Consider the following 17,408-nt stretch of genomic DNA (forward strand, 5'->3'; position numbering starts at 1 on the left):
ACGGACCTAGGGCTCGGCCTCAGCGCGGGATGCACCCAGAAGGGTGAGGGAGTTCTCGTCGTGCCGCCGCAGCACCTCATGGTCAACTATGTGCCCTGGCTGGCACTGATCTCCGGCACGAAAACACGTTCGTATAGGAGGTCCTCTGTGCGGCGCATCTCGCGTTCGACGGACTCGGTCAGGTTGGGGTTGTCGATGAGTACGCCGAACTCGACGTTGCCATGCTCTGCGCTCCAGGAGAAGTTGGCGCTGGTCACCAGGAGGAAGCGGTGGTCGATGGCGAGGAACTTCGCGTGGTTGCGGATGTGGGCTCCGTCGAAGTCCTTTGTCCGTAAGACGATCCCCGGGCGGAGGTGCGCGGCCACCTCCGCTGTGGTCGGTGACCAGGTTTTCGGGTGCTGATCGGCCGCTTGGGTGTCGAGATAGACCCGCACCTCGATCTCCGGGCGGCGGGCTGCCCGGCGCAAAGCTTTCCAAAGTCCTGATGATCGCTGGAAGTTGAAGGTCGAGCAGGTGACGGACTGGCGGGAGTTGTCGACGAGGTGAGTGACGGAGCTGGTCAGCGGACCGGCCTGGGCTAGGTGGCCGGGCATGGTCCACAGCGGGTCGAGGGCGGTGGTGATTGACCGCGCGCCTTCCACTGCACGCAGCACGGCCACGATGTGGGCCGTACCCGGCGCTCCCGATGCGGCGCCGTGTTCCAGGAGTGCCCGTACCTCGGGTCGGCGTCCCGCGGCGACCACCTTGAGCGCGGCGGTGAGCGTGTCGCCGTCGGCGAGCCGGTCGGCTATCTCCCGGGCCTCGGTTCCGGTGAGGAGCTGCCCTAGCTTCCTCGCCGCCGATGGGTCAACCGGCGTGGTCGAAGAATCCAAGGTCGCTCCCGGGCAGGTCGACGAGGAACCGGCGGTCGAGGAAGCGGTTGGCCCGCTCGCACGAGGTCTCCGAGGCCATGACGCAGCAGTGGCAGGCGGCGCCGTGGAGGAAGTCCTCCGGGTCCTGCGGTGTGCGGGTCGCGCAGATCGGGTCCGAGGAGCACCGGGCCGCGCGGTAGAGGGCTCGGGAGACGACCCCTTGCAGGCGCGTCGGCTCACTCAGCTGCACCAGTCCGCCGAGCGTGCCGTCGCTATCGGAGGCGGTGGTGCAGATCAGCAGGCCGGCGGCGGCCGCTCGTCCCTCGGATTCCGGCCATGCGTACAGGCGCTCGCTCAGGCTGGCTGCAGAGTAGCCGCAGGTCATGGCCAGTTCGCGGATCAGGGCGTGGGCGAGGGTGTGGACGAGCCAGTAGCGCGGCGGCTTCAGTCGGGTGTCGGGGTCGACCTGGTCGGCGGTTTCGGAGAAGCGGCGGTAGAAGTTGCGTCGGTGGGCGTCACGGTGCGCCTGCCAAATGTTGGTGGTGGAGACCTGCTCCTCCCACGCCGCGACAGCCTGGTCGTCGAGTTGCAGGAAGATGCCCTCCCCGCGGTCCTCGGTGGCGACGGTCCAGGTCGGGCGGGCGGTGCGGGTCAGCGGGGCGAGTCGGCGCGGCAGGTCCCCGACGCGGTCCATGGCGTCAATCCGGGTGAAGCCGATCAGCGCGTTGACTTTGCGCAGCCTCTCGACCGCGAGCACGCGGGTGACTTGCGGCGGCAGGTCGGGGTCGCGCTCCCGTTTCGAAAGGGTGAGACCGCTTGCCGGGTCCTCGACCCCGGGTCCGAGGACGTCCTTTTGCAGGTAGAGCCATTCGGGGACGAGTAGGCCGACGGGGTCCCAGGTGCGGATGCGCTCTTCCTGTTCCGCCTCGGAGGCCGGTGGCGCGTCGGCTGCCGCCACGGCCTCGGCCAGCTCCGCATTCGACAGGTCAGTGATGTCAACCTTGTCGTCCAGCAGGTCTCGCAGGATGCTGAGGTTGTCGCGGTATTTCGCCAGCTTCTCGCCCAGGGCGGTGCGGATCTGGTCGGCGAGGTCGCTCTTGCGTTCCTCGGAGGACTCCGGCATGACGATGATCGAGTGCGTCGCTGGGAACCACAGGTTGGAGGCGCCGACGAGCATCAGGCGGGTCGCGTTGCCGCATCCGCCAGGCTCGAACGCGTCCAGGTGCGGGTGGCGCCCGCGGCAGCGCGGCAGCTTCGACCGCCCAGCCTCGCCTTGGGCCTCGTTCATCGGCCGCCGCGCGCCGCAGGACTCGCAGCGGATCACGGCCGACGCGCCTTTGCCCGCCGTGCGGTCGACCATCTTCAGCGCTGGGAACTCCGCCTTGTCGCACCGCTGGCCCTGGTGGACCCACCGGTCGTAGGGGAACTCATCCAGGTGGCCGTCTACGCAGGCCAGCAGGTAGCGGGCGGGCACCGCCGTGCGGCGAGTCGGCCTGCGGGTGCGGTCGCCAGCGCGGCCGGTGCACCGGGCGTGCTCGAAGCAGGCCAGGTCAGTGCGGTAGGGGTGGGTGTTGCGGTAGTCGAACTGGGCCAGGGCGCCGAGCATGTCGCAGCCGGTGCAGCGCAGCCACTGGGGAAAGACGCGAGCGGGCACGCCCAGGTCGTTGCCCTCGGTGGACAGACTCATCTTCTTCGCCTGCCACGGATAGGGCCGAAGCTGGATGTCCCGGGAGCGCAGCAGCATGGCCACGGCCTGACGCAGCCGCGGGGCGCGGATCTGGGGGATGCCGTCGCGCCGGCGCCAGATCCGGTCCCAGTCGTCGAGGCCGGAGGGCATGATCGTGAACTGCGGCAGGTCCATGATGGCGCCCGGACCGTAGGTGTACAGCAGGGAGGAGGGCCGGCCCGAGCCGACCTTGGCCCGGTTGTGCTTGCGGCCCTCGTCGGACTCCCGCTCAGCGTCGCCCAGCGGATCGACAGCGTTGGACGCGTCGTACAGGAACCGCGTCTCGGTGAGTTCGGCGGTCACGTGTCCTCCTTGGACGGAGTGAAGTCCCAGGCTGGGGCCCTAGGCGGCTCCACAAAGATCAGGTTCTCCTTGATCGGACTGACCAGGAGGTTGATCTCCGGCTGCACCTCGCGCATCGAGTTGGCCACGACGAACGGCGGCGCATCCTTGCTGTCCGCCACGGAACGGGCATTCTCGGCACTGATCATGAGCGGGCCGAAATGGGCCTCGTCCAACATCCGCTCGTAGACCAAACTCTTGTGAAGGCCCGCCAGGTACGTGCGCCGCTTCTCCCACTGGTCGAGCCGGTTGCGCAGACGCTGACGCGCCCGGTCGGCCGCGTCCTCATCCGACGCGCGCAGCACCCGCGCCACGAGCTTGTCGATCAGCGGCTCAACGAAGTCACGCTCGGCTGTGATCAGACCCGCGCCTTTCTCGGGCGACAACCCGTCAGGGCGGACGGCGTCGAGCACCCGGGCGGCGCTGGCCAGCACGCCATCCAGCCCGCGTTCCAAGGACGTCACGGAGAACGGGGTGACCGATAGCGCCTCGACCCGGGCGTAAAAGGTCTCGTGGTAGTGCCGGAACTGCTCGAAATGCGCCAGATCCCGCGGCCGGGCCCAATTGCCCAGCGCGACCACCAGCCCGGGCTTATCCGCGACACGTCCGACGCGGGAGGATGCCTGAATGTACTCCGCCGTGTTCTTCGGCTGCCCGACCACGAGCATCAGCCCGAGCCGGGTGACGTCCACGCCCACCTGCAGCATCGACGTAGCCAGGATCACGTCGTAGGGACTCACCTCGCGGGCGGGAGGTCGTTTTCCTGCCTCCCGCAGCGCGTGCCGCTCCCGCTTGCCGGCGGCAGAGTCGAAGGCCGGGTCGAACGGCACCGCCATCTGGTCCAGCGTGGTGGTGATGTCGGCGCTGGCCACGCGGGAGGTGAGCTCCGCGGTGTGGAGCGCCCCGTACTCGGTGCCGGTGCGGCGAGGCAGCTTCGACCACGGCCGCCGCTTGGCGAGCGCGGTCTGGATGTCGTCGCCCATATAGCGAGCCATGCCGGCCAGTTCGCGGGTGGCGCTGAAGTAACCGACCAGGGTCATGTAGGGGTCAGCGGCCGTGCCAGAGCGGTCGAGCAGCAACTGCGCGCCGGCCATGAGGACCTCGGCGACCCGGATCTCCGCGGTGGTCAACCGGACCCCGGATGTGCTGATACCCACATAGCGCCGGCCAGGGAAGCGCTCCGAGACGGGCTCCTCCTTGGAGAAGAACGTCTTCCCGGCGTCCAGCACCTGGGGCGGGAAGATCGTCACATCACGCCCGTAGAGGGCGCGCACCTGCTCGGCCGCGTTGCGGGCGGTCGCGGTTGAGGCGACCAGCAGCGGCCGAACTGCCCGTCCCTGCGCGTCGCGCCAGGCCGCCATCACGTCGATCGCCACCTCGAACAAGCCCACCGTCGTACCAAGTGCGCCGGTGATCAGATGAAGCTCGTCCTGGATGATCAGGTCCGGCGGACGCAGCCGTCCCGTCGGACGGAGCCCCGCCGCCGGCAGACCGTCCTTGGCCGGATGCTTGCCGTTGTCGGTCAGCTCGCAGTACCGGGAGTCCGGGTGCACGTATCCATGACGCGCGCAGTACCGGGACACGTAGCCGAACAGGGAGGCGGCCTCGCCCTCCCTCGCCAGCCGGGCGAACTTGTCGACGGTGGCAATGACGAACGCTGGGCTGAGCCGGTAGATCTCCTCATCCACCGTCAGTACCGGCAGCCCCCCGGCGACCTGGCCGCCCTCGGCGAACGGGCAGCTTGCGAGTTCATCACCGCAGTACACGTGCACCCGACGGCTCGCCTTGACGGCCTTGACTTCCCGAGCAGTGATCTTGCTGCCGCACCAGGGGCACCGCTGGATCTGCAACACCGTCAACCGGTAGCCCGATCGGTTGTTGGCCTTCTCCAGCTGCCCCGCCGCCTCCTCGAACCGCTTCGGGCTCACGTCCGTGCCCACCCACAGGCCGATCCGGAAGGGCTCATTCCCCCACGTCCCCGGCTCCGCGCTGCGCGCCAGCTCAGCCGCGCACACCAGCGCCGTCGCCCGCTGGAACTGCTGCGCCGTGAGCAGCCGCAGCGTGTAGCGCATCAGCACGGCCACTCCCGCGCCGCCGTCCAGCAGGCCGTCCGGGGTCGCCACGACGCCCTGTCGCCGCCGGATCGCGAAGGTGTACGCGGCCAAACCCAGATAGGCCTCGGTCTTGCCACCGCCGGTCGGGAAGAACAACAGCTGCGCCTTCGCCAAGTTCCCGGAGCGCTTCTCCGCCGCCGGATCGGTCAACAGCGGCAACTGCATCAGAATGAAGGCCAACTGGAAGGTACGCCACGAGTGCGCCTTCGCACCCTTGTCGGCGAGCACGGTGGCGCGGGCCTCCTCGATGCTCACCTGCGGGTGCTTGGCCCGGTACTCGGCCACCTGGGTGTGGACGCGCTGGTCCGCCATCACCTTGTTCATGAACCGGAAGCAGCGCAGCGCCTCCTCGTTGCCGAGCAGGTGCTCCAGGCCCTCGGCGAGCTGGCGCTGCACCTTGCGTGCTTCGCTGACCGCGTCCAGCCCCTCCGGCCGAAGGTGCTCCGGCAGAGTCTCGGCGCACTGCTCCTCGCCATCGAGCCAGGCCGCGTATCCGCGGACGATCGGCTCCAGGCCGGCCCGCAGCTCCTCCCGGCTCGCCATAGCGAGCGCGGTCATGTCCAGCAGCGCCTCGCCGATCTCCTCCGCCGTGGTCTGCGGCGTCTGACAGGTCGGCAGCCACGTCGTCCACACCGTGCTGGCCCGCCGCGCGCCCGCCGCCACCTGCCAGTCCACCGAGCAGGTGCGCCCGACGGCGAACTCCAGTCGGTCGCGGTACTGCAGATTCACCCGTCGCAGCTCTTCGTCCCACTCGGAGCGGGTGTCCTCCAGGGGGTCGGCGACAGGGAGGAATACCTCGGCGCCACCGGCGTCCACGGTCAGCTTGGTCTGGTACAGCCACGCCTCGACCGGGATCTTGCGCGGCGTCTCCCGGTCGTTGCAGAGCGCCACCTCGACGATTAGGCAGCCCCGCGCCTCGTCGTCGTGCCGGTCGATCCGCAGCACGACCTTGTCCTTCAGCGGGAACTCCCTCGTGTCCCCGGCCTTGGTGTCGGCTACTGCGACCTTCGTGGCGATCTCGATCGGCGTGCGCTTGTAACGGCGGACGCGCGACCCGTCGGCGGCCTCGGCCTCCACCTTGACCGGCTCATACATCCCCCAGGACGCGGTCACCGTGAACGAGTCAAGATCCGAGGGAATCTGATAGCGCAACCCCATCGACGCGGGAATCATCAGCCCACGCTGCTGGGGCTGGTCCTCAACGCCGGCATCCTCGTCCGCGCCCGTGCTGCTCTCATCGACAGCGGTGACGGGCACGCCCCGGCTCTCGGCCGCGTCGACAGCGTCACCGACATCTGTGGCGGCCTCGTCGGCGTCGGCGTCCTGCGGGTCGTCGCGGCTAACGGTGAGCTTGCACGGGGCGATCCGGCCGACGAGGTACGCCGCATCCGGCGCCCCGTCCAGCACCTCCTCGGGCCCCCCCGCCGGGCCGAGCAACTCCCGTTCGAGAATGTCGACCAAGTTCTCCCGCGCCGTCCACGACCGGCCGTCCGGCTCGTGCGCAAGCTGGTACTCCGGCTGGTCTCCGACCCTCGCAGAGGACGGCGTCCCGGCCGGATTCGCGCTGGGCGTGTTCACTCGCCCTCACCCTCGATCTCATCTCCGGCATCGGCCGAGGGCGGCTCCTCGCCGTGCGCAGCAGCGCGTCGGTGATTCTCCTCCAGCAACCGGTCCAGGATCACGAGTCGGGCGGCCGGGCTGACCATCCACCGCCGGATCTGCCGGTAGGTGTGGAATCCGTGCCCCAGCGGGACATCACCCCAGCCATAGGCGTCCATGACCGCATCATCTAGCGCCACGTGGATCTGGCGCAGCCGCGCAACGTCGGGATCAGCCGCGTCGGCAATATCTGGGTCGTTGACCAGGTTGTAGATCTTCGTCAGTCCGAGATTGCGACGCAGCATGATTTCGCGCCGCTCAATGTCGAGGGTCTTGCCAATCTTGGCCAGGTGTTCGGTCAGGATCGGACGGGGAAATGTTTCAAAGACAGCACTTGGACCATAGGTCAAGCGCGATTCATGCGTTGTCCCATACTTGATTAGCCAACAAATGTGAAGCGACGAGGAAAGTACGGCTTGCAAAGCGTAGGAGCTTGACGCGAAGACAGCGAGGCGATCACTGAAAACTTGCCCTGTGGACACCCGCATGGGAAGCCCTACATCGCTGACCCTCGTGGTCACCAGCACCTCGTCTAGTCCCGCAATCGCCTTCCGCATGGCCGGGCGTTTCTCGGCGTACTGCCACCAGTAGTCCCGGTACACCTTGCGATTGTTCTTCAATCGATCCGGCTTCACCAGCTCTACCACTCGCTGATATGGCAGCCTGTAAACCTCAGCCGCGGTCTCTGAGCGATCGTTGAGGTCGATGACCCACCGGGATGGCGTCACGTCCGCGCGCGAGTTGAGGTCCTCACCGTTCAGATACGGGAAAAGTACCTCCGCGTTTCGCGGGTCGGCGTTGATCCACGCGGCGGCTTCTTCAGGGTCCAGTACGAATCCCATGCCGAGGACGATGCAGCCCTGAAAGGCGATGCCGGCGTTCTCACGCAGCCGAACCGGGGTGCCATCGGTGCGACCCGTAGGCTCCAAAAGCGTCGAGATCCGCTTCGCGACGATGTCATCGACGACCCGGGGTGCATCCGGGGGCACCGGACCGCAGGTTCCCCATATCGCTGCGTATTCCAGGTTTGCGCTGGTGGCTGGCCACGAACGGCTTTGGACCGCCCGGGTGATGGTGAATCCGTCGGCGACTATGCGGTCGAGCCCGACTTGGCGGGTATCTCCCTGGGCGACGGAGTTCGTCGCGATCAGACCGAGGTTGCCGCGCTGTGTGAGCATCGCCATCGCGCGCAGGAAGAAGTAGGCAACGAGGTCGGCGCTGCCCCGTGTCCCGGCCGCCAGCACGTTGACGAACCAGTCGCGGACGTTGGTGCCCATGGCACCGGTGAGCTTCTGCCCGCCCAGGAACGGCGGGTTGCCGATGATCGCGTCGAAGCCGCCGCGTTCCAGTACGTCCGGTACGGCGAGGATCCAGTGCAGCGGCTTCCACCGCTCGTAGTCCGTCTCGACCGCAGGCGTGAGCCCGGCGGTGAGGATGCCGTCGAGCATGGTGCGGTTGGACTCGCCGCCGTCGGCGGGGTAGGCGAGGCCGACGGCGATGCGGAGGTTCTCGTACGCCTCGGTCAGCGCCTTGCCGGGCTTGCCACCGAGCCGCAGTCCGGTGGCGATCACGCCATCGGCGACGTCCGCGAGTTGGCGGGTCAGGTCCTGGTACTCGCGCCACTGCCGCCGCTTTGTGGCGGCCGAGCGCTGAGGGTCGTCGTCGTTGACCTCGCTCGCCAGGTTCTGACGCAGTCTCGTCGCCTTCGCGATTACGCCGTCGATGTCGAGGTGGCGGATCGTCTCGGCTCCCTCGCCGAGGTCGAAGAGCGGTGTCGCCGCCGCCTTGGCTGGGGTGATGTGCAGCGCGCGGAGCTGCTCGACGTCGGTGAGGCCGAGCAGGGAGTTGCCGTGTAGAACCTTGTCGTCGACGAAGGAGAACGGCAGCTTCGGGTCGAGGGAGACCAGCCAGAGCGACAGCTTGCACATCTCCACGGCCATTGCGTTGATGTCCGCGCCGTAGAGGCATCTCGCGACGACCGTCCTCATCGCGTGGACGTACAGGTCGTGCGCCGTCCCTACCGCCTCACCCTGGCGACGCCAAGCCTCGACGAGCCGGGCTGCCAAGTACCGCGCTGCGGCGACGAGGAACGCGCCGGAGCCGCAGGCGATGTCGGCGACCTTGAGGTCGAGGATGTCGTCGGACGAAACGGGCTCCCATGCGTCGCGGTCGGCGGTCTGGTGCGGGCCTTTGAAGACCAGCGGCTCCAGGGCATACTGGACGACCTCCTCCGCCAGCTTGCGCGGAGTGTAGTGGGCGCCTGCCGTGGCACGGGACGGGGTTTCGACGAGCAGCACGCCGCCGGGCTCAACGACGAAGGGCCGGTTACGCAGGTCCCGCCGGATGATGCCGATCAAGGGCCGCAGCCGGTCGCGCAGTGCCTCATCTGGGGTGACGGCGCGCAGGGCGCGTTCGGCGTCCTCGACCTCGCTGCTACCGCGGATGGCCCTGGCCAGCGCGGCTTTGGTCGGTGACTTGGCGGCGGGCTGGTCCTCCTTGACCCAGGCGAGGATGGCGTCGGCCAGCTTGGCCGGGTCACGGTACCGGGCGGCCATGGCCTCCAGCTCGTCCAGCGACATCTCGGGCTCTTCGCCGGGCTTGCCGATGAGGCCGACGGTGACCTCGTCGACCTCCTTGCTGGAGTAACCGAGCAGGCCCTCGTAGATGTAGCCGATCTGCTCGACGTCTATGTCGCGGAAGGAGATCCGCCGGGCCGGTTCACCCCGCAGCTGGGCCATCTGCACCGAGCGCAGTACCTCCAGCATGACCCGGTCGCTCACCGTGATCGCCAGGGTGCCACGGGGACTGCGAGCGGTGAGGAACGGGAATCGGTCCGGGTCGAAGAGCGAGCCGCCGTACGAGGGCAGGCGCAGGTCCTCGAACGACGCACCACGCGAGAGCGCTTGAGAGGTCGCCAGGAGGCGGTGCCAGGTCAGGTGGGTGCCGTCGAGGGTCTCGCTGCCCTCCTCGCGTTCGCGACGGTCGAGGGCGTCCAGTTCGTCGCTGATGCCGTAGCCCATCGCGAACAGCCGGGTCTGCGGGAGTAGGCCGCGCTCCTCGGCGAAGAGCAGGAAGACCACCCGCATCATCACCGTCACGGCGGCCTCGTAGACGTTCGACCGCTCTGCCGGCAGAGGGTCAGGTTCGTCATGGCGGACGGTGTCCAGTGCGGCCTCGGACAGGGCCTGCACGAGCAGCTCGACCGCCCGGCGCACCTGGACGCCGAGCGCCTCGGTGATCTCTTCGGCGGCGGCGACCGATTCGCCGAACAGCTCGGTGAGCCGGTCCTCGGGGCGTCCGCCGAGCAGCCGCCGGAGCCGGAGCAGTTCGACGAAGGCGTTGCGGGTCTGCGGTTCCTCGATCCAGGTCTGGGCGTCGACGATGCCGGAGGCGGCCATCGTCTCCTTGCGGGCGCTGACGATCGCCCACCAGCGCCCGTCGGTGACGACGCCGACAGCCACCTTTCCAATGCGCAGCAGCTCTTCCATGCGGTCGATCGGGCTGGTCGCCCAGCCGTCGTCCAGCGGATCGCGCAGCGAGTCGACCGGGTCGACGACCAGGACCAGCGCGCCGATCGTCTCGCCGTGGGCGAGCGCCCCGGTGGGCGTGACTGTCAGGGCGTGGTTGGGCGAGCGCACACCGCCGGCCGCCTCCGCGAACAGCGCCCCGGTCAGGTCGGTGCTGTAGTGGTCTCCCCAGCCGAGGATGTTCCGCAGGACCAGCTCGCCCCACGCGTCGCGGGCCTCGCGGTAGCGGTCGAGCCCCGCCGAGTCGTCCCGGTGCAGGTCCCAGTCCTCCCACGCCTTCTCGAACGCGGGCTTGGCTTCCTTGAGCAGGGCTACCTGGTCGGCGCCGAGCTGCGGCATCCCCTGCGGCCAGACGCGCTTGAGGGCGGGCACGGAAAGGAACGGCCCGTCGGCGTCGACCAGTTCCAGCCACTCGCGGTGGAGGTCGGCGGCGGAACGCGCTGGCCCGGCGGACTTGCGCCTCATGACTGCACCTTCCCTGCTTCGGCGTCGGCCGGGGTCAGCGCGAAGACCACGGCCGCGGCGGACACGTGCGGTTTGACGTCGGCGTACCGTTCGCCGATCGCGGTGATCTCGCGCTGCTCCTCCTCGTGGAGGTTGGCCAGCCGGTCCTCCATCGCCCGCAGGTCTCGGCGCCGCTGCGCCTGCTGGTCGTCGGCGAACAGCAGCTCTTCCTGGGCCTGGATGTCCCGCGCCAGCCGCTCGCGGGACTCTTCCAGGTTGAGCCGGAAGGCGGAGAAGATTTCCCGGGCGCGGGCGATGTCGGATTCCCGGCGCTCGCGCAGGGCCTCGGTGACCCGCTCTTGGTGGGTCTCAGCCCGGCGCGCCACCGCGTTGAGCAGCCGGGTCCGCAGCCGGGAGTCCTCCGCGTTCCACAGCTGGGCGAGGGCGGCGCGCACGCTGTCGTCGGCCAGGTCCAGGTGTTCCGCGTCGAGGGCCTGGTCGAGCACCTCTTCGACCTTTTTCTCGGCCATGGCCTGGCCCCGCAGGCGGAGGCCGGTGAGGAAGACCTCCTCGTGCAGCCGCAGGCCTCCGCGCCCGACGAGGACCAGCCGGGAGACGGCGGCCACGCACGACTGCGGCAGGTCCTGGACCACGACCGCGGTGACCCGGTGCACCGGGGAGTCGACGCCGAACAGCGCGCTGCGCAGCAGCCGGGCTGACCGCTGCATCAGCGCGTGGCCGAGGTGGACGTGGACCAGGTCAGTGCGGTTCTGCGCGGCCTGGTCGTCAAAGGTGATCGGCCGCAGGACGCCCGGGTTCAGTCGGGTGTCGAGCCCCTCGAGGGTGTGCTGCCAGGCCGACCCGAGCGAAGGGATCTGGAACACCTTGGCGTCGGTGCGGTCGTCGCCGACCTCGATCAGCGGCGGTTGGGCGGTGAGCGCCAGGGCCGCATCCACCACCCGGCGCGCGTTGCCGGGCGTGAGGTGCATCTCCAGCTTGCGCTGGTCGTAGGTGCGGGACAGCTCGGTGAGCCGGCGGTTGAGTTCCATGCCGCCCGCCAGCGCGCGGGTAATGATCGCGTCGCCGCTGTCGTGGTCAGCCGACCTGGTCTTGCGGGTGGCCGTGGTCGGGCTGAAGTGCTCCTGTAGCTCGGCGTCGATGATCTGGTTGACCGAGCCGAGGTCGTGGGCGACCTTGCCGACCTTCTCCGCTATGCGGCGCATGAAGTCCATGTCCGCGGCGTAGGTCGCGGAGGTCGAGTCGGGCTGGAAGTGGTAGATCTCTGGCGTGTGGTGCTGCCCGTAGCGGTCGATGCGCCCGATCCGCTGCTCAAGCCGGGAGGGGTTGAACGGGATGTCGAAGTTGACCAGGCGGTGGCAGTACGCCTGTAGGTCGATGCCCTCGCCGGCCGAGTCGGTGGCGACGAGCACGCGCACGCGATCCTTACTCGGGTCCTCGGTGAAGCGGGCGCGTATCTCCTCCCGCTCCTCGGTCGGCGTCGACCCCTGGATGGTGGCCAGCACCTCGCCGTAACCGCGCTGGGTGAGCACGCCGGCAATCCAGTCCAAGGTGGCGGCGTACTCGGTGAACACCACCACCCGTTCATTGGTCCAGGTCGTGCCGTCCGGGCGGCAGATCGCGTCCAGGAAGCGAATCAAAGCCTCAAGGCGGGAGTCCGGCCGGTGCTCGAAGCGGCGGCCCCACGCGAGCAGGGCGGAAATCTCCTGGCCCGTTGCGGCTACCAACGGATCAGAGCCCTTGCTCTGCCGCAGGGCGGTGAACTCCGGCTGGTCCGCCTGGCCCTCCTCCTCATCGGACTGCCGGCTGCCGAGAACCTCCTGGTAATACTCGTCCTCGTCATCCAAATCCGGCAGCCTGCCGGTGACGGCGGCCTGCTCATAGAGCTCCAGCGTGCGAGCGAACGACCACGGGCTCGACAGGAAGCGCTTCTTCAGCAGCATCGCCACGATGTCGCCTGAGCGCTTCTTGCCGTTGGCGCGGGCACTTTCGGCCAGGAGGCGCTCCAGGACCGCGAACTGCTGCTGCTCGTCACCGTCCGGAGTGAAGTCGATCGTCTTCAGCCGACGTGTCTTAAAGCCCTTGTCCTTCAGCTCCGTCTTCAGTCGACGCACCGTCACCTCACGTAGCGCCCGCTCGTCGAGGAGAGCACCGCGGCTGAACCGGCGGCCGTCGATCATCTCCAGCAACGCGGTGAACGACTCCGGATAGCCGTTGTGCGGGGTGGCGGACAGAAACAGGCGGTGCTCGCACCGCTCGGCCAGCTCCCTGGCGGCGGTCGTACGCTGGCTGTCCACGGCGTATCCGCGGTGCCCGTCCGCCGCGCTGGGGCTGGCAGGCGCAACGTGGTGGGCCTCGTCGACGACGAGCACGTCGAACGCGAAGCGCCGGGCCGTGGCCGTGTCCCGAGCGTCGGCGTAGATCGCGCGCAGCAGACGCTGCGCGCGCACCGTCGGCAACCACGACATGCTCACAATGACCCGCGGGAAGAGCCGGAAGGGGTTCGCGTTCAGCCCGTGACTACGCCGTACCTGCGCCATGAGCTCGCTGTTGACGATCACGAAGTCCAGGCCGAACTTCTCCCGCATCTCGTCCTGCCACTTCAGGGCAAGGCTCGGCGGGCAGACGATGACGACCGAGCGGGCCCGGTGCCGCAGCAGCAGCTCCTGAATGACCAGGCCGGCCTCGATGGTCTTGCCCAAGCCGACGTCATCGGCCAGGAGCAGGTTGGTACGCGAAGACTGCAGCGCGCGGCGCAGCGGCTCCAGCTGATACGCCTCGACGTTGGCGCCGCTACGGAACGGCGCCTGATAGGAATCGGCGTCGGCCGAAGTGACCGCACCCCAGCGCACCGCGTCCACAAACGCCGTCAAGGTGTTGGGATCGTCGAAGCCGTCCACCCCGATGGTCTCCGGCAACCCCTGATCGGGGGCGACGGTGTGTCCGACCTCCAGCTCCCAGACCACTGCCAGCTCCTCGCCCAGGCGGTCCTCCTCCAGCGACTGGAGGCTGACCACGTGGGTGAGCTGCGCGCTGCCCTCATCGGCGGGGCTGCGCGGCAACCCCTGCTGGCGCACGTCCGCCACCGCCCAGGTAGAACCCCGGACATTGACGACCTGTCCTGGCTCAGGGACCGACGGCAGACTCGGCGCCGTCGGCGCACCAGTCGACTCCGCCTCGACGACATCAGGCATCCCTGCAACCCCCAAAACCCTGAAGCGGTTTGCCCCCCGACATCCCTGAGGCCGCGTCAATCCGATTACCCGCTAGATCGCTTGTGGAGGCATCGTAGAGGAGTTACAACGACCTGCGGCAGGGGGCAAGCTTCGCGCCGGCGCTGCTCAGTGGCGGCCTTGGCGGAACCGACCGTACGCCTCGAAGAGGGTCCTCGTCGGTCTCTCCACGCCGACAGCCTCGGCTTGGTACGCAGCCCACGCGAGATCCCCTGCCGCGGCACTAGGCAGGCGCCGCCGCCACAGCGCGAACTGCATGCGGCCCCTGGCTCGCCAAGGCCCGCACCAAGAAACGTGCCGGGCACCAGGGCCGACAACCTGTACCGAACACAGGCACACCCCGTCGGCCTGATTCGCGCACCGGCTGATCAAGACCAGCGCATGCCCAGCGTCGACAGTTCCTCGAGCCGTTCGGGGGCAAGGCCGGCTTTGCGGCTACGAGAGTTGGCGATGAAGACACCGAGCGCCAGCTCGGCCCCGTCAACGGTTTCGATGTGCGATCGAGGTACGTTCAGATGTCCCTCCCGGGTGCGGTACTGGCGGGCCGCCGCCAGGTTCGCCTCCCATTTCTGCGCCCGGCTGCGCCGCGGTGCAGCCACCGGGACGGCAGGCTGTTCCGGGAGGGGCTCGATGCCCAGCACCTCGCCGAGCAGCCACTGCTGCGCGGTGCTCAGCATCTCCCACTCCTGTCGCTGGGCTCGCACCCAGCGTCCGATGTCCTCGCCCTGCAGGATCAGCACGCCCTCCCGGTCCGGAAGCGCACCCTCGGCGTGCAGGTGCGTACGGGCGAGGTGGAAGCACCGCTGCCACGCCACCGGCCATACCGGACACCAGGCGGGATCGATCTTCTCCAGGGCACGGCGCCGCTCCCTGCTCAGTACACCGGCATCAGAGTCCGTCTCCTGCCCCGCCGCCTGACGGTTCTCGGCCCGCCGGGCAGCAGCACGCTGGTTCTTCAGCCAGACACCGACGGGATAGTTCTCCCAGGTGGCCTCGGTAGGGGCTAGCAGATGGCCATGCTCGGCGGCCCAGCCGCGGGCCGCGGCCAGACCCTCGTCGAAGGCGACGGTGAAGTGGGACCACACCATGCCGAGCTCGTCCAACTGCGCGACTCGTTCCGGGCTGAGGGCGCCCTGGCGGTGCAGGCGCCGCTGATTGGAAATCCACACCCCCAGCGGGAAGCCGTCGGGCGCCGCGTGGCCGTAGGGAACGCGCAGATGCCCGTGGTCACCGCGAAAGGCGAGCGCCGCTTGCAGGCCCCGCCGCCAGAACTCGCCCTCCGGCTTCAGCACCCGCGCGCTGATGAACGCCGCCAACTGAGCCGGATCCCGGCGCGTCGAAAACGACAGCAGCCCCTGCGCCGCCGTCCCGATCCCACCGCTGGAACCCGCGGCAGCTGAGGCCGACACCGACCGGCTGGGAGCCTGCGGGACGGCCAATTGCTCGACCGTCTCGGCATCATGCGCCCGCAGCGCGCTCAGCAGCTTCGCCAGATCCTCATACGCCTTTGAGGCGAGCATCTCGTCCGGCTCCTCGCCCGGCCCCAGGAACACAGGCACCACCAGCGAAGCGATCTTGCCCTCACCCGGCTGCATCCGCAAGGCACGCCCCACGGCCTGGACCACGTCGGGCACCGAGCCCCGCACGTCCGCGAAGACCACCGCGTCACAACCCGGGGTATCCACCCCCTCGCCCAGCACCCGCACCGACGACAGCACGCACCGCTCCCACCCCTGCCCATCCGCCGCACGCCCCGAGGAGAACTCCTCCAGCACCCGCCGCCGGTGCCCCATCTTGTGCTCTCCGCACAGCCACTCCGCCCATACCGCCCCCGGTTCCGGGTACGCCCCCTCACCGCTCTCCCACAACGCCTTCGCCACCCCACCCAGCCCGCTCGCGAAGGCCTCCGCCTCACTCGTGCGGTAATGGAAGGTCAACAGCCGCCCCAGCCCCTGCTCGGCCGCCGTCTTCAAAACCGCCGTCTGCAATGCGGCCAACCGCAGCCCCCGCACCACATCACTGCGCGCATCCGAGCCCACCAGCTGTACCGCCTGCACCTGTGGATCAGCGATGTCCACGCACACCACCTGATACCGAGCGACCAGCCCCCGCTCGATCGCCTCCGATAGCGTCAACCGGTACACCACCGGCCCAAACACGCTCTCGTCGTCCATCGAGGCAACCAGCCGCCCCATCCCACCCTCAGACGTGGCGTCCCACAGCCTCGGCGTCGCCGTCATGTACAAACGCCGCGCCGCCGGCACCTTCCCCTGGTCATGCACCGCCGCCCACGGCTTCCCCAACACCCCCGAGGTCCGGTGCGCCTCATCCACCACCACCAGATCCCACCGCCCCAGGCCACCAGCATGAGCCCGCTCCAACACCCCCAACCCCAAAGCCGCATACGTAGCGAACACCGTCACCCGCTCACGACGCGCCCACACCACCAACTGGTCCGCGTCCGTTGTGCACCGCACTCCCAGCGCCCCGCCCTCACGCGGCGAGCACACCCCGAACAGCGGCCCCGCACGCCCCGCTGCCCGCCACACTCCCACCATCTGCCCCAGCAGATCGAGCGTGGGAACCAGCACCAACACCCGCCCCGCACGCAACTCCAGCGCCGCATGCACTCCAACCAGGCTTTTGCCCGCCCCTGTGGCCGCAACGACCTGGGCCCGCAACCCGCCCTCAGACCACATCTCACCCGTCGGCCGCGCCAGCGCCCGCACTACCGCATCCACAGCCTCGATCTGATGGGGGCGAAGCCGATGCCGACCCGACACGAGATCTTCCTGCCTTCCCTGCCCGACCAACGGGGGCAGTAGCCCCTAATTACAGAATCTATCCCGGATCGTTTTGATGCAACCACTCTTCCGGGTGACTGCAGAGCCGCCCCCCGAAAGACACACCCACAACTGTCCCGCCCAAACACATGCTCTCCACGGGTTCGACTGTCCTTCTCCACGCGGCCGCCGGAAGTGGGACAATGCGCGCCCACATCTTCCGCCGGAACCCACTGAGCAACCCCAGCAGCCGGCACCGTCCTGATACTCCATCAGACTGCCCTGTGCATAGAGGTCTCGTGCGACTGAGCCCTGCCAGACGGAACCGGATCGCAGCAGCTGGCGAGCCGGTTCACCCCCTGTAAGTAGAGTCCCTGGGGCCTCGGATCGCCCTCTCCTGCCCGCGGTTGGTTTCTGATCCCTCTTCAGGAACTTCATATCCACTCCTCAGCGAGCCCCACCCCCGCCCACTACTGCCGACTTCGGGCCGCGCAGAGCGTGGCCCGTGCCTTGCGCGCAGCGCGAGGCCTGCGAGTCGGAGCGCAGCGGAGACTGCACGGTCCGGGCTGAGCCCGGACCAGCTCCTGGAGCGCAGCGCAAGGAGCATCAACCCTCGGGCGCGGCCGGAGCCGATGTTGATCACGCCCTGTGCGGCGGAGAGCGAGGCGGCGTGCACGGCCCGGGCGACATCGCGGACGTCGATGAAGTCGC

General features: G+C 68.8%; 6 protein-coding genes. All 6 read right to left on the minus strand.

What is annotated here, in order from left to right; translation table 11 throughout:
• Positions 1-86: 86 nt before the first annotated feature.
• The 6 genes from drmC to AB0F03_RS35360 all read right to left on the minus strand — a co-directional run bounded on the left by drmC (position 87) and on the right by AB0F03_RS35360 (position 16,697).
• Positions 87-872 (minus strand): DISARM system phospholipase D-like protein DrmC, encoded by a 786-nt coding sequence (drmC, locus tag AB0F03_RS35335; protein WP_361999937.1) that lies wholly within the window; start codon positions 870-872, stop codon positions 87-89.
• Positions 847-2,880, minus strand: a complete 2,034-nt coding sequence (locus AB0F03_RS35340; RefSeq protein WP_361999940.1) for a DUF1998 domain-containing protein — start codon at positions 2,878-2,880, stop codon at positions 847-849. Before AB0F03_RS35340 ends, drmC begins: the two co-directional genes overlap by 26 nt.
• Entirely contained in the window at positions 2,877-6,611 is a 3,735-nt protein-coding gene (gene drmA, locus AB0F03_RS35345) for a DISARM system helicase DrmA (protein ID WP_361999942.1), read from the minus strand. The genes AB0F03_RS35340 and drmA overlap by 4 nt, the downstream gene beginning before the upstream one ends.
• Positions 6,608-10,684 carry a DNA methyltransferase gene (locus tag AB0F03_RS35350; RefSeq protein WP_361999945.1) on the minus strand — a complete coding sequence of 1,359 codons (4,077 nt, stop codon included), beginning with the start codon at positions 10,682-10,684 and terminating at the stop codon, positions 6,608-6,610. The genes drmA and AB0F03_RS35350 overlap by 4 nt, the downstream gene beginning before the upstream one ends.
• A complete protein-coding gene (gene drmD, locus AB0F03_RS35355) occupies positions 10,681-13,935 on the minus strand; it encodes a DISARM system SNF2-like helicase DrmD (protein ID WP_361999948.1) in 3,255 nt (1,084 codons plus the stop codon). The genes AB0F03_RS35350 and drmD overlap by 4 nt, the downstream gene beginning before the upstream one ends.
• Positions 13,936-14,282: 347 nt before the next feature.
• Entirely contained in the window at positions 14,283-16,697 is a 2,415-nt protein-coding gene (locus AB0F03_RS35360) for a Helicase associated domain protein (RefSeq protein ID WP_361999951.1), read from the minus strand.
• Positions 16,698-17,408 lie beyond the last annotated feature (711 nt).

The organism is Streptomyces sp. NPDC028722, from assembly GCF_040637655.1.
Classification (GTDB): domain Bacteria; phylum Actinomycetota; class Actinomycetes; order Streptomycetales; family Streptomycetaceae; genus Streptomyces.